At 70.7% G+C, this 18,584-nt stretch carries 16 protein-coding genes, 1 pseudogene and 1 riboswitch; of the genes and pseudogenes, 8 read left to right on the top strand and 9 right to left on the bottom strand.

All coding sequences use genetic code 11. The annotated features are described in order from the left end of the window. Window positions 1-318 precede the first annotated feature (318 nt). Window positions 319-1,119, top strand: coding sequence for an MBL fold metallo-hydrolase (locus AB0E67_RS34635; protein ID WP_362034602.1), 801 nt, complete (start codon window positions 319-321; stop codon window positions 1,117-1,119). A 124-nt stretch (window positions 1,120-1,243) separates the two neighbouring features. On the opposite strand, the gene AB0E67_RS34640 is transcribed toward AB0E67_RS34635, so the two are convergent. After that, window positions 1,244-1,966 (bottom strand): IS630 family transposase, encoded by a 723-nt coding sequence (locus AB0E67_RS34640; RefSeq protein WP_362034618.1) that lies wholly within the window; start codon window positions 1,964-1,966, stop codon window positions 1,244-1,246. Between AB0E67_RS34640 and AB0E67_RS34645 the strand changes: the two are divergent. Further along, window positions 1,924-2,501 (top strand): annotated as a pseudogene (locus AB0E67_RS34645) (adenosine deaminase); the annotation flags it as partial. The gene AB0E67_RS34640 and the pseudogene AB0E67_RS34645 sit on opposite strands and share 43 nt — an antisense overlap. A 320-nt stretch (window positions 2,502-2,821) precedes the next feature. On the opposite strand, the gene AB0E67_RS34650 reads toward AB0E67_RS34645, so the two are convergent. Beyond that, the gene (locus tag AB0E67_RS34650) at window positions 2,822-3,472 is read right to left on the bottom strand and encodes a TetR family transcriptional regulator (RefSeq protein ID WP_362034604.1); all 651 of its coding nucleotides are present in this window, start codon (window positions 3,470-3,472) and stop codon (window positions 2,822-2,824) included. A gap of 138 nt (window positions 3,473-3,610) precedes the next feature. On the opposite strand from AB0E67_RS34650, the gene AB0E67_RS34655 reads away from it, so the two are divergent. The 4 genes from AB0E67_RS34655 (at window position 3,611) to AB0E67_RS34670 (ending at window position 8,107) form a co-directional block, all read left to right on the top strand. Next, complete coding sequence (locus tag AB0E67_RS34655) at window positions 3,611-4,801, top strand: cytochrome P450 (RefSeq protein ID WP_351525831.1); 1,191 nt, start codon at window positions 3,611-3,613, stop codon at window positions 4,799-4,801. 5 nt (window positions 4,802-4,806) lie between these two features. After that, window positions 4,807-5,052 (top strand): ferredoxin, encoded by a 246-nt coding sequence (locus AB0E67_RS34660; protein WP_362034606.1) that lies wholly within the window; start codon window positions 4,807-4,809, stop codon window positions 5,050-5,052. 512 nt (window positions 5,053-5,564) lie between these two features. Then, on the top strand, window positions 5,565-6,416 hold the full coding sequence (locus tag AB0E67_RS34665; protein WP_362034620.1) for a hypothetical protein: 852 nt from the start codon (window positions 5,565-5,567) through the stop codon (window positions 6,414-6,416). 449 nt (window positions 6,417-6,865) lie between these two features. Further along, window positions 6,866-8,107: a hypothetical protein gene (locus AB0E67_RS34670; RefSeq protein WP_362034608.1), complete on the top strand. Its 1,242-nt coding sequence runs from the start codon at window positions 6,866-6,868 to the stop codon at window positions 8,105-8,107. A gap of 149 nt (window positions 8,108-8,256) precedes the next feature. Here the strand turns inward: AB0E67_RS34670 and groL are convergent, their stop codons facing one another. From groL to thrC, 4 genes are all read right to left on the bottom strand, one after another. After that, entirely contained in the window at window positions 8,257-9,879 is a 1,623-nt protein-coding gene (gene groL / locus AB0E67_RS34675; RefSeq protein WP_073789226.1) for a chaperonin GroEL, read from the bottom strand. Between the two features lie 430 nt (window positions 9,880-10,309). Continuing rightward, window positions 10,310-10,516 carry a cold-shock protein gene (locus AB0E67_RS34680; RefSeq protein ID WP_003967346.1) on the bottom strand — a complete coding sequence of 69 codons (207 nt, stop codon included), beginning with the start codon at window positions 10,514-10,516 and terminating at the stop codon, window positions 10,310-10,312. 490 nt (window positions 10,517-11,006) lie between these two features. Continuing rightward, on the bottom strand, window positions 11,007-11,285 hold the full coding sequence (locus tag AB0E67_RS34685; protein WP_351519483.1) for a MoaD/ThiS family protein: 279 nt from the start codon (window positions 11,283-11,285) through the stop codon (window positions 11,007-11,009). A 33-nt stretch (window positions 11,286-11,318) separates the two neighbouring features. Then, a complete protein-coding gene (thrC, locus tag AB0E67_RS34690) occupies window positions 11,319-12,653 on the bottom strand; it encodes a threonine synthase (RefSeq protein ID WP_362034610.1) in 1,335 nt (444 codons plus the stop codon). 18 nt (window positions 12,654-12,671) lie between these two features. Further along, window positions 12,672-12,799, bottom strand: a riboswitch (SAM riboswitch). Window positions 12,800-12,952: 153 nt separating this feature from the next. Here thrC and AB0E67_RS34695 point away from each other — a divergent pair. Together AB0E67_RS34695 and AB0E67_RS34700 are read left to right on the top strand one after the other, a co-directional pair. Continuing rightward, window positions 12,953-13,948 (top strand): glucosyl-3-phosphoglycerate synthase, encoded by a 996-nt coding sequence (locus AB0E67_RS34695; protein WP_362034622.1) that lies wholly within the window; start codon window positions 12,953-12,955, stop codon window positions 13,946-13,948. A 185-nt stretch (window positions 13,949-14,133) separates the two neighbouring features. After that, entirely contained in the window at window positions 14,134-15,525 is a 1,392-nt protein-coding gene (locus AB0E67_RS34700; protein ID WP_362034612.1) for a trehalose-6-phosphate synthase, read from the top strand. A 121-nt stretch (window positions 15,526-15,646) separates the two neighbouring features. Here AB0E67_RS34700 and AB0E67_RS34705 read toward each other — a convergent pair whose 3' ends face one another. The 3 genes from AB0E67_RS34705 to AB0E67_RS34715 all read right to left on the bottom strand — a co-directional run bounded on the left by AB0E67_RS34705 (window position 15,647) and on the right by AB0E67_RS34715 (window position 18,416). Next, complete coding sequence (locus AB0E67_RS34705; protein WP_362034613.1) at window positions 15,647-16,693, bottom strand: hypothetical protein; 1,047 nt, start codon at window positions 16,691-16,693, stop codon at window positions 15,647-15,649. A 185-nt stretch (window positions 16,694-16,878) separates the two neighbouring features. Next, window positions 16,879-17,784 (bottom strand): trehalose-phosphatase, encoded by a 906-nt coding sequence (gene otsB, locus AB0E67_RS34710; protein WP_362034615.1) that lies wholly within the window; start codon window positions 17,782-17,784, stop codon window positions 16,879-16,881. Between the two features lie 221 nt (window positions 17,785-18,005). Next, window positions 18,006-18,416, bottom strand: a complete 411-nt coding sequence (locus AB0E67_RS34715; RefSeq protein WP_362034617.1) for a DUF3263 domain-containing protein — start codon at window positions 18,414-18,416, stop codon at window positions 18,006-18,008. Window positions 18,417-18,584: the final 168 nt, after the last annotated feature.

An 18,584-nucleotide genomic window follows, 5' to 3' on the forward strand; every position in this document is an offset into this window, starting at 1 on the left:
ACTGCAGACCCTGCTCGCGGTCTGGACCGGCGCCTGCCCCACCTGCCACCGCGACATACCCACCCCAATACCAACCTGACCAAGCACTACTAGTGGCCCGTCTCGCATCGTTGGCCGGGTAATCGATGCGAGTCGGACCGCTGGAGTCGGATGTCGAGTTCCAGGGGTGGATGCACTACAGCAGGCGGAATGGGGAGCGGCGGGCAGGGCCGAGCCCATGGTGAGGAAGCTCAGATCCAGCGCTGAGTGGTCCGGAATGTTCTGGTGCCTCGAGCGGTTGCAGCCGGTTGCTACCAGGCGGTTGCTCGAGACGGGAGAGTGCGCGTGAAGATCGGTGACATACAGGTTCTGCCGGTGTGGGACGGGGTGGGGGTCGAGGTCGCGGCGGACATCCTGTCCCGTCCCGGCGTGGAGGATCCGTGGACCTGCCACACCGAGCATCTTGAAGCGGACGGCACCTTGCGTCTCCCGCTCGGCGGCTTTTGCGTCCGCACCGGCGAGCGGACCGTACTCGTTGACACCGGTGTGGGCGCGTTCGACGACGGCCGGTACACGGGAGGGGACCTGCTCTCCTCTCTGGCCGACTACGGAATCACCCCAGCGGACGTGACGGACGTCGTTCTCACCCACCTGCATTTCGACCACATTGGCTGGGTGACGCACAACGGCGCGGCCGTGTTCCCCCAGGCGACCTACCGTGCGCACCGGGCCGACTGGGAGTACTTCGTCACTGGCGACAACGCGCAGCCGAGCGCTGTCGACAAGCTCACTCCGCTCGGTACGCGGCTGGAGCTGTTCGACGCGGACTTCACGGTGGCGCCCGGTGTCGATGCGCGCCACGTGCCGGGCCACACCCCCGGCTCCACGGTGTACGTGGTCTCATCCGGTGGCCGGAGGGCCGTCCTGTTGGGGGACGTGGTGCATTCCGTCGTCCAGTTCAGCGAACGGGATTGGGAGGTAGTCTGGGACGTCGACCCTGCCGCCGCCTCGGCGGTGCGCAACCGAATCGCGGACCAAGCGGCGGACAGAGACGACCTGCTGGTAGCCGCGCACTTCCCTGGCATGCGCTTCGGGCGCGTCGTCGTGGGGGATGGTGACCGCCGCTTCGTGGCTGTCTAGTGGCTCGTCACGCAGCCTTGGCCGGGTACTTGGTCCACTCACGGATCGGTGAGTCGGGGGCGAAGTTGGTCTTCGGATCGGCGCGGGCATTGCGCCAGCGGACGTAGGCGCCGATGGTTGCGTTCTACTCGCCGTGGCTGCGGTGGTCGGTGCCGTTGAGCGCGAAGTAGCGCAGGGCCGCGAACTCCGATTCGATCCAGTTGAGCCACGAACCGTAGGTCGGCAGGAAGACGAGTTCAACGTCGTCGGCGGCGACCCAGGAGCGGACCTTGGCGTGCTTGTGCGGGGAGAAGTTGTCCAGCACGATGTACAGCTTCTCCCCGGGCCAGCGGGCCCTCAGGGTCTTGAGCAGGCCAAGGAACTCACGCCACCGCTTGCGTTGCCGGATGCGGTAGTAGAGCTTCCCGGTGGCCAGGTCCAGGGCGGTGAGCATGTGCATCACTCCGCCGTAGCGGTTGTAGGTGGCCCGCAGCCGACGGGGTCTGCTCGCCGGGCGCCAGGCTTTGCCCTTGCGTGGCTGGAGGTTGAGAGGACCGAACTCGTCGACGCATACCACCCGGCCGTCGGCTGGCGGGGAGTCGTACAGGGCCAGGACTCGGTGCATCTTGGCGATGAAGGCCGGGTCGGTGGATGATCTCCACGTCGTGGTGGTCTGCCTGGAGACCTTGCCACCGTGCAGTATCCGGCGCAGGGTCTCCCGGCTGATCTTCGAAACCACGTGCCGGTCGACCAGGTGCTCGGCGAGTTTGGACAGGCTCCAGGTGGCGAAGCCGGTCAGGCCCCAGTCCGCGGGGGACGTCCGACCTGCGCGGCGTGTACCCGATGGCTCATCTGACCTTGCACGCAGGCGAGTTGGCGCCGGGACGGTGAAGCCGGAGGATCTGCTGTTCCACATCCGTGAGGCCGTGCTCGTCGCCGGTGCCGAACGCATCGGGCACGGCGTGGACCTGGTCCACGAGAACGACTGGCGGCAGCTGGCCCGGACGATGGCGCGACGGGGCGTCGCGGTCGAGGTGCCGTTCAGCAGCAACAAGCAGATCCTCGGCATCGCGGGCAACGACCACCCGTTCAACGCGTACCGCCGCTACGGCGTCCCGGTGGTGCTGTCCACCGACGACCCGGGGGTCTCACGGATCGACATCAGCCACGAGTACGAGTACGCGGCCAGGACGTACGGCCTGCGCTACACCGAGCTGAAGGACCTCGCCCGCACCTCGCTGGAGTACACGTTCCGCGACGGCCGCAGCCTGTGGGGCCGCGGTTCCGCGCCCACCGGCTACCGCATGGTCGCCGCCTGCCGGGCCGACCGCCCAGGCGAGGGACACCCGGGTACGCGCTGCGCCCGCTACCTCGCCGACAACCCGAAGGCGGCGACCGAGTAGCGCCAGGAGGCGGCCTTCACCGCCTTCGAGAACCGCCACCGGTAACCCCGCGCGGCACCGGACACGCCGCACGCCACCGACGGCGCCGCACGACCCCGGTAACCCCGCGCGCCACCCCGGTGCCCCCGCGACACCGTTGCCCCCGCGCGTGCGAGAGCCGGTCAAGGCGCGCACATGGCCGGGCCGGTCACGGCGCGCACATGGCCGGGCCGGTCACGGCGCGCACATGGCCGGGCCCGGCGCCGGCACTTGAGCTCCGGGGCCGGGCCCGCCGCGTTCCTCGTCCCGTTCCCCGCCCCACTCCCCCACCGCCGCTCCCGCTACACCCGCTGCTCCCGCGCTCCCGGTTCCTGCTCCCGCCCCTGTTCCGGCGCCGACCAGAGATGCCCGAGCGCGCCGAGCACGAGCCGGCAGACGTCGTCCGGCTCCGCCCCGGCCAGCGGCTCGCGGGCGACGACCGTCCGCATCAGTCCGATTCCGAGCAGCCACGCCATGGCCAGATCCGCGCGCAGGGCGCCGTCCGCCGTACCGGAGAGCCCGGAAAGCGCCTTCTGGTACTCCTCCCCCAGCTCCCGCAGGGTTCCGGCCGCTTCGTCGCCGCGACCGATGGACCGCAGGTAGACCTCCAGGGTGCGGTCTCCCGTATCGCCCGCGCTGCGGGTCAGCATCGAGCGCAGGGCGGTCTCGAAAAGCTCCTCGGGCGGGGTGGCGCGCAGCTGCTCCAGCCCGCCCTGGGCCAGGACCTCGGTGAGCAGCCCCTGCTTGGAGCCGAAGTAGCGGAACAGCAGTGCCTGGTTGACCCCGGCCCGTGCCGCGATGCTCCGTACCGTCGTCGCCTCGTAGCCCTGTTCCGCGAACAGGTCGTGGGCCGCGTCCAGCAGACGACGGCGTGTGGCGGCGGCGTCCCGGCGAGGCGTGGCGGCGGCGTCCCGGCGGCGCTGTTGGGGCGGCAGGGCGGGGGCGGACTCCATGTCGGCCTTCCTCTCGGACCTCTCGGAGCGGCCCGTAAGGATAACGGCCGTAATGCGCCGTTGACCTGCCGTACGGCCACTCCTACCGTTGTAAGCAGCTGCTTACATACCGAAAGCCGCTTGCCACCGGAGGTCGCAGTGACCACAGCAGACGTCACCCCCCTCGCCTATCCCTTCAACACCGCCGCAGGGCTGGAACTCTCCGAGGAGTACGAGCGCGTACGCGACCAGCAGGGTCTGTTACGCGTCCAGATGCCCTATGGCGAGCCGGCCTGGCTCGTCACCCGTTACGCGGACGCCCGGCTGGTCCTCGGTGACCAGCGCTTCAGCCGGGCGGCGGCCCTCTCGCACGACGAGCCCCGGCAGTCCGAGGGGCGGCGCGACAGCGGCATCCTCAGCATGGACCCGCCCGACCACACCCGACTGCGTTCCCTGGTCGCCAAGGCGTTCACGGTGCGCCAAGTGGAGAAGCTCCGCCCGCAAGTACGGGCGTTGACGTCGGACCTGCTCGACGAGATGGAAGCGGCCGGCCAACCCGCCGATCTGGTCGATCTGTTCGCGCTTCCGCTGCCGGTCGCGGTGATCTGCCGAATGCTGGGCGTCCCGACCGAGGACCGCCCGAAGTTCCGTGTGTGGAGCGATGCCGCGCTGTCCACGAGCTCGCTCACCGCCGAGGAGTTCGACCGCAACCGCGAGGAACTGCGGGCGTACATGGCCGAGTTGATCGCGCAGCACCGGGCGGAACCGCGCGACGACCTGATGACGGCCCTGATCGAGGCCCGCGACGGCCGCGACCGGCTCTCCGAGCTCGAACTCGTCGACCTGTGCGTCGGCATCCTGGTGGCCGGACACGAGACCACGGCGTCGCAGATCCCCAACTTCGTTCTCACGCTGCTGGATCACCCGGACCAGCTGGCCCGGCTCAGGGCCGAACCCGGACTCATCCCGAACGCGGTCGAGGAGCTGCTGCGCTTCGTGCCGCTGGGCAGCGGATCCGGTCAGCCCCGTTACGCCACCGAGGACATCGAGGTCGGCGGAACGCTCGTCCGGGCCGGGAGCCCGGTCCTGGTCGCCATCGGCGCGGCCAACCGCGACGCGCTGCGGTTCTCCGCCCCGGGCGTGCTGGACGTCGCCCGCGAGGGCAATCAGCACCTGGGATTCGGCCACGGCGTGCACCACTGCCTGGGCGCCCCGCTCGCCCGGCTGGAACTCCAGGAGGCGCTGAGCGCCCTGATCGCCCGCTTCCCGGGGCTGCGGCTGGCGGACGACGTGACCTGGAAGTCCGAGATGCTGGTGCGCGGCCCGCGCGTCATGCCCATCGGCTGGTGACCGCCATGACCGATGTCACCAGGTGGAACGTACGCGTCGATCCGGAGCTCTGCCAGGGATCGGGCATGTGCGCCGGAACGGTCCCCGAGGTGTTCGCGCTGGACGGGATGCGTGACGGGCGCGAGCACGCCCGGGTCAAGGCCGACGGGATCGAGCCGGACGAGCGGGTCCTGGACGCCGCCGACATCTGTCCGGCGCTGGCGATCACCGTGCACGACGGCGCGTCGGTCATCGCCCCGAGCCGCGACTGAGCCCCGCCCGGGGTCCGGCGGACCTCCCGCCGGACCCCGGACCCTGGACCACGGACCACCGGCTCCGGACCGCTGACCCGGAACAACGGGCTCCGAACCCCGGACCGCAGACCCCGGCCACCGGGCTCCGAGCTCCAAGACGTCGACGCCGTCCCACCCCAGCGACCTCGGCAAACGGATTCCCGCCGCCCCGGGGCTCAAGCCCCGAAGTCCGAGCGCTCTTTCTGAGGAATGGGTGGTGGGCCTCTCCCCACCCACCCTCCCTGCCACCAGAGTTGACCGTTTGTGATCGGTTTGCGACGCACGGTACTGACGCTCTAGCGTGCCGAACAGCAAGCAGCCCCTGCCGGTGCAGGAACACCAAACAGGGGCCTGACCATCAATCGAGTAGGAGTCGATCCATGGCTGCCAGCCAGCTTAACGTTGCCCCGCACACCTCGCGCGTAACCCCGCCCGCGCGACCGGATCAACCGACGCCCGCGCCCGCGACCCCGCCCGCGCCCCCGCACCCGATGGCCAACCCGGGCTACGGCAAGCGTTCCGCCCCCTCGCAACTCCCCCGCACCGGACACGACTTCGTGCACCTTCCGGCCCGCGAGGCGTCCATCGCCGCCTACCTCGACCAGTTGCCCGAGGGCGCCGACATCTCCGTGAAGACGCTCGCCAAGGTCCTCCCGTACGGACAGTGCGCCCTGCGGACCTCCCTCAACAGGCTCCAGGACGCCGGGCATCTGCGACGCGGCAGTGAATGCCTCGCCGACGACCGGACGTTGCTGTGGGTGACCCGCACGTTCTTCTCCCGTACCGCACGGGACGACGACTGGTGGGCGGCGTTCACCCGGGGCGACGTTCCCCCGGAACAGCGCCGGCGGCCCACCCGTTCCCGGGCGTTCGTGCTGCTGGCCGCCCTCGGCCACACCGCCCCCTCGCTCACCCTGGCGGAGAAGGACTGCACGGCGCTGGAACCGCTGGTCACCGAGTGGTTCGAGCGCGGCGCCACGGAGGCGGAGCTCCTGCACGCCCTCACCGACGGTCTCCCCAACCCCGTCCACCACGCCCCGGGCCTCGTCCGTACGCGGCTGGTCGACAAGATGCCGCCCGATCGCGCACGCCTCGCGGCCCCGACCGCGGCGGCGGCACCGCGCCCGCTGCTGCGCACCCTCGAATGCGGCGAGTGCCGCGCCCCCGGCCCCGCGGAGGCCCTGACCGGGGGCCGCTGCGGCCCCTGCCGCGGCACTGCCGGCAAGGCGGCCCCCGCCGGACCGCTCGGAGCCGTTCCCCCGTCCCATGTCCGCGACCGCATGAGCGAGGTCCGGGCCGCGCTGATCCCGCGCTCCGAACGGCCGTCCAGGCCGCGGCCGTAGCGGAACGCCACGCTCCGGCCGGGGCGGAACTCGATTGCGGCGCGTCCGCGTCCCACGGTGATATCCCGACATGAGCAGAATCGCTGAGGTCATCGTGCTGGTGCGGGCCGCACAACGAGGAGTTCGCGCCCGACCCCGGGATCCTGAGCCGGACGGACGCCGGTCCCGTCGACTGGCCGGAGGAGATCGAGGGAGGCGATCAGTCCCGGCCCCCGGCCTGGTGAGAACCACCGCCCCCGGAGTCGGCCGGAACCGCTGTACCGGTCGGGGTGACGGTGCCGGGCGGTGTGGCCACAGCGCTCGGCGCACCGCACGGCCTCGCCAGCCCCCACATGTCCGAATCCGGCTCCCACCTGGGAGTGGTTTGATCCACTTCTTCCACCCGGTCGCTACTCCTCGTGTTCACCATGACGCCTGTTGTGATGAACCGGCCCAAAGGGGAACGACCTGTGTCCGAACCGACCCGCGAGCAGATCGCCTCGGCGCTGCGGAGCAAGCCTCCTATCGCCCTGACTCCCGGCCTCCGTCTGGAGGCCGAGCCGCACGGCGCCCTTCCGCTGCCGCCCAGTACCGTGTGGGACCTGCCGGGCGGCACTGCCTGGGTGTATTTCGGCGAGGGGAACCGGGATCTCGTACGGCCCGTGATCCTGGCCGACGGATTCAACACCGGGCCGAGCAGTCTGGACTTCTCCTGGGAGGGCCTGGAGTTCGGCGACTACGCGCTCATCAGCGAACTGCGCCGCCGGGGACACGACGTGATCCTCCTCGGGTACCACGAACGCAGTGCGTCGATTCTGGACAATTCCCGGACCGCGCAGGCCGCGATCATGCGTGCGATCGCCGAGCGGCAAGGCGACACACCACTGGCCGTCGGCGGGTTCGGCATGGGCGGCCTGGTCACCCGGCACGCGCTGGCCAAGCTGGAGCACGAGCGCGTGGACCACCGGACCGCGTTGTACTTCTCGTACGACAGCCCGCACCGCGGCGCCTGGGTCCCGGTCGCGCTCCAGGCGTTCGCGCACTACATCAGGGTGCTCGACAGCCGGTTCTCCGACCAGATCAACAGCCCGGCCGCCCGCCAGTCGCTGTGGCGGCACATCGAGGAATGGAACGGCGCACCGGCGCGGAGCGACGAACGCACCGCGTTCCTCGCCGAGATGAGGAACATCGGCGAATGGCCGCGCAGGCCGCGGCTGATCGGGGTCGCCAACGGCACGGCCGACGGAAACGGCACCGATGTCCGGGCCGGGGAACTGGCCCTGGAGGGCAAGGGGCTGTCGGTCGTCGGCACCGAGCTCTACACCCAGGCGCCGGGCGACGGCGAACTCGTCGCGAAGCCGCGGGTGGTGACCCTGAAGTCCAACGAGGTGCGCACGTCCGGCCTGCCGTCCATCGACGGTGCCCCCGGTGGTTCGCTGGAGGGCTTCGGCATCCTCGCCGACGGTTTCAACGCCCTCAATCCGATCCTGGGCTTCAAGACCGACGTCCGTATCCGCTCGCACTGCTTCGTGCCGTCCGTCAGCGCGGTCGACATCCGCGACCTGGACACCGACGAGGATCTGTACGCGGACATCTCCGCGCTCCCGCCCGAGGACAGCGGGCTCGACGAATTCCGACTGGCCTCCCGGAACGAGGGCCACACCCTCGTGACCGAGGAGCTCTGCACCTGGCTCCTCGACCGGCTCCCGTAGCGTCGCGAACGCCGCGGACCCACGAAGACCGCGAACGTCGTGGGAACGTCGTGCTTCACGGCACGGATACGGCGCAGGCCCCCGGGACCAGGAGGTCCCGGGGGCCTGCGTTACAGCGAAGCTGTGCCGGACTTGCCGATCCCGTGGGATCAGAAGTCCATGTCACCGCCCGGCATGCCGCCCGGAGCGGCCGCGGCGGCCTTCTCCGGCTTGTCGGCGATGACGGCCTCGGTGGTGAGGAACAGCGCGGCGATGGACGCGGCGTTCTGCAGGGCGGAGCGCGTGACCTTCGCCGGGTCGAGGATGCCCTCGGCGATCATGTCGACGTACTCGCCGGTCGCGGCGTTCAGACCGTGGCCGACGGCCAGGTTGCGCACCTTCTCCACGACGACGCCGCCCTCGAGACCACCGTTGACGGCGATCTGCTTCAGCGGGGCCTCCAGGGCCAGCTTGACGGCGTTGGCGCCGGTCGCCTCGTCACCCGAGAGCTCCAGCTTCTCGAAGACGGCCGAGGCCTGGAGCAGAGCCACGCCACCACCGGCGACGATGCCCTCCTCGACGGCGGCCTTGGCGTTGCGCACCGCGTCCTCGATGCGGTGCTTGCGCTCCTTCAGCTCGACCTCGGTCGCGGCACCGGCCTTGATGACGGCCACGCCGCCGGCCAGCTTCGCCAGGCGCTCCTGGAGCTTCTCGCGGTCGTAGTCCGAGTCGGAGTTCTCGATCTCGGCACGGATCTGGTTGACGCGGCCCTGGACCTGGTCGCTGTCACCGGCGCCGTCGACGATCGTCGTCTCGTCCTTGGTGATGACGACCTTGCGGGCGCGGCCGAGCAGGTCGAGACCGGCGTTCTCCAGCTTGAGGCCGACCTCCTCGGAGATGACCTGGCCACCGGTGAGGATGGCGATGTCGCCGAGCATGGCCTTGCGGCGGTCGCCGAAGCCCGGGGCCTTGACGGCGACGGACTTGAAGGTGCCGCGGATCTTGTTGACGACCAGGGTCGACAGGGCCTCGCCCTCGACGTCCTCGGCGATGATCAGCAGCGGCTTGCCGGACTGCATGACCTTCTCCAGCAGCGGAAGGAGGTCCTTCACGTTGCTGACCTTGGAGTTGACGATGAGGATGTACGGGTCGTCGAGGGACGCCTCCATACGCTCCATGTCGGTGGCGAAGTACGCCGAGATGTAGCCCTTGTCGAAGCGCATACCCTCGGTGAGCTCCAGCTCCAGACCGAAGGTCTGGGACTCCTCGACGGTGATGACGCCTTCCTTGCCGACCTTGTCCATGGCCTCGGCGATGAGCTCACCGATCTGGGTGTCGGCGGCGGAGATGGAGGCCGTCGAAGCGATCTGCTCCTTGGTCTCCACGTCCTTGGCCTGCTCCAGGAGAGCGGCGGAGACGGCCTCGACGGCCTTCTCGATACCCCGCTTGAGCGCCATCGGGTTGGCACCCGCGGCGACGTTGCGCAGACCCTCGCGGACGAGAGCCTGGGCGAGAACGGTGGCGGTGGTCGTACCGTCGCCGGCGACGTCGTCCGTCTTCTTGGCGACCTCCTTGACCAGCTCCGCACCGATCTTCTCGTACGGGTCCTCCAGCTCGATCTCCTTGGCGATGGACACACCATCGTTGGTGATCGTGGGGGCGCCCCACTTCTTCTCAAGGACGACGTTGCGACCCTTGGGGCCAAGGGTGACCTTGACGGCGTCAGCGAGCTGGTTCATGCCGCGCTCGAGACCGCGCCGGGCCTCCTCGTCGAACGCGATGATCTTGGCCATGTGAAGTGGTCCTCCCGGACAGGGGTGGATTTTCTCCGGACCGAGTGGCGCCCGCGACGGACGGCCTGCGTACCGGTGGTTCCTTGCCCCACCGGAGCTGCGGACCTCACCGGCCCGGCCCAAGTTCTGTCACTCTCACCCGGAGAGTGCTAACGCCAATGATTAGCACTCGACCCCCGGGAGTGCAAGCGTCCCCCTCGGGATGTGGACAACCCCGGACGCCGGATCCAGGCGGAGGGCGGACACCCCGGAACCCGTACGGGCGCGTGGTCCCGGTCGGTCTCCCGCCGCGCCGAGCGCCCAGGAACGCTCCTGGGCGGCCGGGCTCCCGGAAGATTCCGGGAACGCACACAGGGCCCGCCCCTGGGTGCTCCCCGGGTACGGGCCCTGCGTACGTGAGTGGTGTCGTTGGTGGCCGACCGCGCCGAACTCAGCCGACGGCGAGCTTGACCATGTCCGCCTGCGGCCCCTTCTGGCCCTGCGAGATCTCGAACTCAACTCGCTGACCCTCTTCGAGGGTGCGGTAGCCGTCCATCTGGATCGCGCTGTAGTGGACGAAAACATCCGCACCACCGTCGACCGCGATGAAGCCGTACCCCTTCTCCGCGTTGAACCACTTGACGGTGCCCTGAGCCATGCCTAACTCCCCTATTACTGGCCCTTGCGCAGGACCGCACTTCGCGGACCCGGGTCAGAACTCACCCTCCGACAGGAGAGGGTGTGTGCGCCGGAACGCGTCGACCGCGGCTGAATGTATCTGCCCAACTGCCCTCTGCAACAGGTCAATCGGACGAGAATTCCGGGCAGCACCGATCGCCCGGACCTGAAGAATTCACAAGATTCCGGGGCAAGTCGGGCCGGGCAAAGGTGACTTATGACGCAGGAAGATCGCACACTTTGGCCACTTCTTATCGTGACCGGGCGCATTCTCATTGGCGGGCGGCACGCGAAGCTGGGGGGACTTCCCCCACTCTACCCCGCTCAACCATGCAGAATTGCCCCCTCCGTTTTCTCTCGGAGAGGGCAATTCGGATAACTCGTGAAGCTGTCGCCGGCCGAAGACCGGCCAATGACCGACGGCGGCGACCGAACGGTGACCGACCGCGGTGCGGGGAGCCTTCGGACCGTCAGCAGCCGCCCGCCACGGCGGGGATGATCGAGATGCCGGCGCCGTCCGGGGTCGCCGTCTCCAGGCCGTCCTCGAAGCGCACGTCGTCGTCGTTCACATACACGTTCACGAAGCGGCGCAGCTTGCCCTGGTCGTCCAGCACGCGGGCGGCGATGCCGGGGTGGTTGCGCTCCAGGGACTCGATGACCTGGGAGAGGTTCTCGCCCTCGGCCGGGACCTCGGACCGGCCGCCCGTGTAGGTGCGGAGGATGGTGGGGATGCGGACCTTGACGCTCATGATGGGTGTGCCTTTCTTCGGTCGCGGTGGGGATCAGGCGGTGGCGAGGCCGGCGGCGCGGAACGCGTCCAGGCTCGGGCGGATCGTCGCGGTCGCCTGCGAGGTGGCGGCCACCGCGTCCAGGGTCTTGAGGCCGTCACCGGTGTTGAGGACGACGGTGGTCAGCGACGGGTCGAGCACCCCGTTCTCGATCAGCTTCTTCGTCACACCGACCGTCACCCCGCCCGCCGTCTCGGCGAAGATGCCCTCGGTGCGGGCCAGCAGCTTGATCGCTTCGACGATCCGCTCGTCGTCCACGTCCTCGACCGCGCCGCCGGTGCGCCGGGCGATGTCCAGGACGTAGGGGCCGTCGGCCGGGTTGCCGATCGCCAGGGACTTGGCGATGGTGTCCGGCTTCTGGGGCCGTACGACGTCGAGACCGGCCTTGAACGCGGTGGAGACCGGGGAGCACCCCTCGGCCTGGGCGCCGAAGATCCTGTACGGCTTGTCCTCGACCAGCCCCAGCCCGATCAGCTCCTGGAGCCCCTTGTCGATCTTCGTGAGCTGCGAGCCGGACGCGATCGGGATGACGATCTGGTCGGGCAGGCGCCAGCCGAGCTGCTCGCAGATCTCGTACGCCAGGGTCTTGGAGCCCTCGCCGTAGTACGGGCGCAGATTGACGTTGACGAAGCCCCAGCCCTCCCCGAGCGGGTCGCCGATGAGCTCCGAGCAGAAGCGGTTGACGTCGTCGTAGTTGCCCTCGATGCCGACCAGCTCGCCGCCGTACACCGCGGCCATGACGACCTTGCCCTGCTCCAGGTCGTGCGGGATGAACACGCAGGAGCGAAAGCCCGCGCGGGCGGCGGCGGCCCCCACCGCACCGGCGAGGTTGCCGGTGGAGGAGCAGGAGAGAGTGGTGAAACCGAAGGCTCGGGCGGCCTCGACGGCGATCGCGACGACGCGGTCCTTGAAGGAGTGCGTCGGGTTGCCGGAGTCGTCCTTGACGTACAGGCCACCGGTGACGCCCAGCTCGCGGGCGAGGTTGTCGGCCTTGACCAGCTTGGTGAAGCCGGGGTTGAGGTTGGGCTTCTCCGCGACGTCGGCGGGGACCGGCAGCAGCGGCGCGTACCGCCAGATGCTGTTCGGTCCGGCCTCGATGCGCTTCCTCAGCTCCTCCGGGGAGCCGCTCGGCAGGTCGTACGCCACTTCGAGCGGCCCGAAACAGGACGCGCAGGCGAAGATCGGGCCGAGTGCGAAACGCTCGCCGCATTCGCGGCAGGAGAGCGCCGCTGCGGGTCCGAGATCGAGGTCGGCGGGCGCGGTGCCGGCGGAGGAATCGTCGGCGGAAGAGGTGTTCGCTGGAGCGGTCGCAGCGGTCTGCACGGCCATGATGGCGGAGGCCCTTTCTCCTCATCTTCCTTGCGACGCGTTTCGCCGCAAGCCGGAATTGGCACCTTCCCCACCGTGACCTCGCGGTCGGCAGGAGGGTTGCCGGGACGTCAACGGGCCGTTCCCTCAGTCCCTCTGGATGAGCGCTGTGGCACTGGAGCGATGCTCCAGGCATTTGTCGGCGGACCGACCCCGGCATGCGACGGTCGTCCGCGTTGTTCAAGACTGTAACCGAAGCATCGGACCGTTGAGATAGTCGTCCGAACCGCGAGATGGATCACATACAGGGAGTATCGACCGTGCTGGAAGAGGTCGAACGCTGGCTGACCAGGCGTTCCTGGTCGGCCGCCGACCGCCCGCTGGACCGCCTCCTGGCCGCCAAGGCGAAGGACCCGCGGCGCGGGAGCGTGAGCGTCGTCCTGCCGGCGCTGAACGAGGAGGCGACGGTCGGCGGGATCGTCACGACGATCCGGCGCGAGCTCATGGAGAGGATCCGGCTGGTCGACGAACTCGTGGTGATCGACTCCGGTTCCACGGACGCCACCGCGAAGGTGGCCCTGGAGGCCGGCGCCCGAGTGGTGCACCGGGACGACATACTCCCCCGGATACCCGCCGTGCCCGGCAAGGGCGAGGTGCTGTGGCGCTCGCTCCTGGTGACGCACGGTGACATCGTCTGTTTCGTCGACGCCGATCTGAGGGACTTCTCTGCGGACTTCGTCTCCGGCATCGTCGGCCCGCTGCTGACCGACCCGGAGGTCTGCCTCGTCAAGGCGATGTACGACCGACCATTCGACAACGGACCCGACGGCCCGGCCGGCCCCGCCGAACCCGCCCCCGGCGGGGCCGCGGCCCAGGGGGGACGGGTCACGGAACTGGTGGCCCGGCCGCTGCTCAATCTGCACTGGCCGCGGCTGGCCGGCTTCGTCCAGCCGCTGGGCGGCGAGTACGCGGCGCGCCGCTCCCTGCTCGAACAGCTGCCCTTCCCCGTCGGGTACGGGGTGGAGCTGGGCCTCCTCGTCGACGCGCTGCACACGGTGGGCCTGGACGCGCTGGCCCAGGTCGACGTGGGCGTGCGCAGACACCGCCACCAGGACGGCCAGGCGCTCGGCCGGATGGCGGCGGCGATCTACCGGACCGCCCAACTACGCTTGTCCCGGGGGCACTTGGTGCGTCCGGCGTTGACCCAGTTCGAGCGCGGCGAGCACGGCTTCGTACCGCGCACCCATGCGGTGGACACCGAGGAGCGGCCCCCGATGCGCGAGATCGAGGAGTACGTCTCGCGCCGTGCAGCGTGACGCGAGCGCGCACCGTACGACACCACCGCGGAACCACGGGAACCATGGGACCGTCCATGCGCGCCCGTGGGGGCGCGGGGAACCGTCGGGAACCACGAGAGCCGTGCGCACGCCACCCGGGCGCCACCGAACGTTGTCCGCCTTCGCACGTTTGAGTGGTTCGTGATCGGGCTAGATTCCGCAACATGGTCTCCGAGCACGAAGCCCAGTCCGCCGAAGCCGGTGTTCTCGTCGCGTCGAACCGCGGCCCGGTGTCGTACACCCTGAGGACGGACGGAACGCTCGACGCGAAGCGCGGCGGGGGCGGGCTGGTCTCCGGGCTGAGCGCCGTCGAGGACAAGCTCTGGGTGTGCGCCGCGCTCGGCGACGGGGACCGCGCGGCGGTCCGGCGCGGGGTCGGCGAGCCGGGCGTGCGGATGCTCGACATCGACCCGGCCGTCCACACGGACGCGTACAACGGCATCGCGAACTCGGTGCTCTGGTTCGTCCATCACATGCTGTACCAGACCCCGCTGGAGCCGGTCTTCGACCCGGAGTTCCGGCGGCAGTGGGCGTCTTTCGAGACGTACAACCGGGCCTTCGCCGAGGCGCTCGCCGAGGAGGCGGGCCGGGGCGCGGCGGTCCTGGTGCAGGACTACCACCTGGCGCTGGTGCCCGGCATGCTCCGCGAGCTCCGCCCCGACCTGCGGATCGGCCACTTCTCGCACACCCCGTGGGCGCCCGTCGACTACTTCCGGCTGCTCCCCGACGACATCGCGGAACAGCTCCTGCGCGGCATCCTGGGCGCCGACCGGGCGTGCTTCCTCACCCGGCGCTGGGCCGACGCGTTCACCGCCTGCTGCACGGAGTTCCTGGGCGGCACGGGACGGACCGGGATCGGGGTGCACGGGCTCGGCGCGGACGCCGATTTCCTGCGCCGGCGCGCGCACGAGGCTGACGTGGACGAGCGGATGGCCGCGCTGCGCGAGCAGATCGGCCCCGGACGGAGGACGATCGTGCGGGTGGACCGGACGGAGCTGTCCAAGAACATCGTGCGCGGCCTGCTCGCCTACCGCACGCTCCTCGACGAACGGCCCGAATGGCGCGAGCGCGTCGTCCATGTCGCCTTCGCCTACCCGTCGCGGCAGGACCTGGCCGTCTACCGCGGCTACACCGCAGAGGTCCGGCAGGTCGCCGACGCGATCAACGAGGCGTACGGAACACCGGGCTGGACGCCGGTCGTGCTGCACGTCAAGGACGACTTCGCTCGCTCGCTCGCCGCGTACCGGCTGGCCGACGTGGCCCTCGTCAACCCGATCCGCGACGGGATGAACCTGGTCGCCAAGGAGGTCCCGGTCGTCTCCGACCACGGCTGCGCGCTGGTGCTGTCGCGGGAGGCGGGGGCGTACGAGGAACTGGGCGACGACGCGGTCGTGGTGAACCCGTACGACGTGTCCGCCACGGCGCGCGCCCTGCACGAGGCGCTGACGATGGCGGACGGCGAACGCGCCGAGCGCACGCGGCGGCTGGCCGCGGCGGCGGTCGCACTGCCGCCGCAGCAGTGGTTCCTGGACCAGCTGGCCGCGCTGCGCGACTGACGCTCCCGGCGGGGAGCGAAGCGCGGGCGGTCCCGGACGACCGGAACCCGCGGATCCGGTGTGAACGGAACCCGCGGATCCGGTGTGGCCGGGATCCGGGGAGCCGGTGCGGGCGCTCCCGTCAACGAGACGCGACCGCGCGCAGTTCCAGCTCGTGTCCCGCCTCACTCCGCAACAGCGCCTCCAAGTGGTGCAGCGTGGTGATGAGCGGGTCGTCGCGGTCGAGCACGCGACCGGCAAGGCCGATCAACGAGTCGTCCTCGTGAGGCGTCGACCAGTCGAACAGCAGGCCGCAGAGCGCTTCGCTGCTCTCGTCCCGATCGGCCACCATGCGCAGACCGAGCCATCTGCGCTCCACCCGGTGCCTCAGAAGCGAGGCAAAGGTCCGGATGCAGTGCCACGGATCGTCGGCACCCGTACCGGACGTCAGCCGCGCGACCAGATCCTCGTACAGCTCCGCTGTTCCCAGGCCCAGCGCGCGCGCACCCACGTACGCCCAGCGGTCCGATCCCGTGCCGCCTCCGTAGGCCTCCCAGCGCGGGTTCCACAGCAGCCGGGTGAACGCGGCGCGCCCGGCGTCACCGTGCAGGGCGATGCCCAGGATCAGCCCACCGTTGCAGTCCGTGGACGCGGCCCCCTCGCCCCATTCGACGAGCCTCTTCAGCCATGTCGGATCACCCGTCTTCGTCGCGAGGACCGGCAGGAACTCGGGGAACAGGTGAGAACCGTCGTGCCGTTCCAGAGCCTCCGCGATCTCGGCGCGCAGATCCCGGCACGGCAGGTGCGCCAATCCCAGACAGGCGGACACCGACTCGTCGTAGCCGCCCTCGACGTGCTCCCACAGCATCCGCTCGGCCGACTCGCACCCCAGGCAGCCGACAGCGTGCAGCACACCGGCCGGTACGCCGTCACGCAACCTGCCCGCCCGGACACTCGCCTCCAGCAGCCTTTCGGCCACGCCGGCGTCTCCGTGCCGGGCGAAGACCGGAATCAATTGCTCACGTGCTCCGGGATCGTCCAGGAACACCGGAAGCAGCGCCTCCGCGTCGGAGCGGGACCCGTACCGCAGTACCACGTCCACGGCCATCGACTCCCACTGCCAGGTCACCGTCGTCGGATCACCGGCGTACCCGTCGAGCAACCTCCGCGCCGCCCACGAAACCGCCACCGCGTCCCCCGCCCCGCTGCCGCCTCTGTCTCTGTCACTGTCTCTGCCGCTGCTGGTGCTCTGCCCTCTGGCTCGCCCCTGGGTCGGCCCGTGGGTCGGCGTCTGCCCGGGCACCCGTCATCCCCCCTCCTGGCCGGGACGGGGGGCGGCAGCCGTGGCTTCCGCCGCACCGGACCGTTGACGGCTCAGAGGCGTGCGGCCAGGGCCGCCAGGTAGCGTACGACGGCGGCCGGGCCGTCCAGCAGCAGATCGGCCCGTTCGGCCAGCTCGGTGACCTCGGCGCTGCCGCTGCAGACCAGCAGGCCCGGGATGCCGCCGGCGCCCTCGGCACCTTCGGCGCTTCCGGTCCTTTCGGTGCGGAGCTTCTCGACAGCGGCGTACGCGGCGAGGTCGCCGAGGTCGTCGCCCGCGTACAGGACGGACTCGGCGCCCTTCTCGCGGAGGTACCGCGCGAGCGCGACACCCTTGTCCATGCCGGGTGGGCGCAGCTCCAGCACCAGGCGGCCGGGTTCGACGATCAGCCCGTGGCGGGCGGCGAGTTCGCCAAGGGGTTCGCGCAGGGCCTCGAAGGCGCCTTGAGGGTCGGCGGCGCGGCGGGTGTGGACGGCGAGCGCCCGGCCCTTCTCCTCGACCCAGGTGCCGTGCCAGGCGCCGTGCCGGTCGAGCACGCCGGGCAGTTCGGCGCGGGCCGCGGCCACGCCGGGGTGCGGGGCGGGGGCCTGGACGGTGCCGGTGACGGCGTCCCAGCGCTCGGCGCCGTAGTGGCCGAGGACGACGAGGTGGTCGAGTCCCGCCACCCCGGCGAAGCCGCCGTGCCGGACGGCGACGCCGGCCGGGCGGCCCGTGATCACGGCGACGGAGGCCACTTTCGGGGCGAGCGCGGCGAGGGCGTCCACGGCGCCGGGATGGGCACGGGCCTGGTCCGGGTCCGGGACGATGTCGGCGAGCGTCCCGTCGAAGTCGAGTGCGATGACGGCACGGTCCGGGCGCGCGAGGATCGCGGCGAGCGCCTCCCGGCCTGCCGGGGTGGTGGGGGTCGGGAACTCGGACGGGGTCGCGCTCGGCGCGGGTGCGTGCGGGTTGCTGCCCATGGGGCGAGCCTATAGGCGGCGGTCGGAGGGCGGGGGCGATCGCGGCGAGGCGTCCGCGGTGGCGGGATTCGCGGCGGTGCGGAGTGGTCGGGCTGCCGCCCCGGAGGCGTACGCGACGGGCGCATGAGCGGCGTGCGCGGCCGGACGGGCGCGTCGGCGGCTTACGCGACGGGGGCGTGGTCGGCTGCCGCGTCAGCGGCGTGGGCAACCAGGCAGGCGCGTCAGCGGCGATCGCGGCGGGCGTCCCGGACGCGGCGCAGGCGGTTCACCGTCACCGGGTCCTCCTCCAGCGCCCGGCGGTCGTCGAGGAGCGCGTTCAGCAGTTGGTAGTAACGCGTGGGCGAGATGCCGAGTTGCTCGCGGATCGCCCGCTCCTTGGCCCCGGGGCCGGCCCACGAGCGGCGCTCCAGGGCCAGTACGGCACGGTCGCGGTCGGAGAGGCCGGATGTGTTCGATGCCTCGGACGTCTCCCGCCCGTCGGTTTCGTCGGACGGTCCCGACGGCTGCGCGGGATCGGACGGGGCAGGCGGGGCGGGAGGGGCGGACGGTTCGACCGGGCCGACCGGTTCGGCGGAACCGACCGGCTCGGCCGGGCGGGCCGTGTCGTCGGGGCCGTGCTCGGAGGTGGTCATATCAGCCAACCTATCGCCCGGCCGGAGGACCGCCACCCCGCCGCCGTGCGGCCCCTCCGCTACCGGGCGCCCCCCCCCGTTACCTTTTTCGTGGCCCCGCAATGGGGTGCCTGGCCCCCGGGTCCGGTATGGCTGTGTGCCCCCTGTCGAAGTGGATGACCTGGGGGG

Origin of the sequence: Streptomyces sp. NPDC032161 (assembly GCF_040636995.1) — a bacterium.
GTDB lineage: Bacteria > Actinomycetota > Actinomycetes > Streptomycetales > Streptomycetaceae > Streptomyces.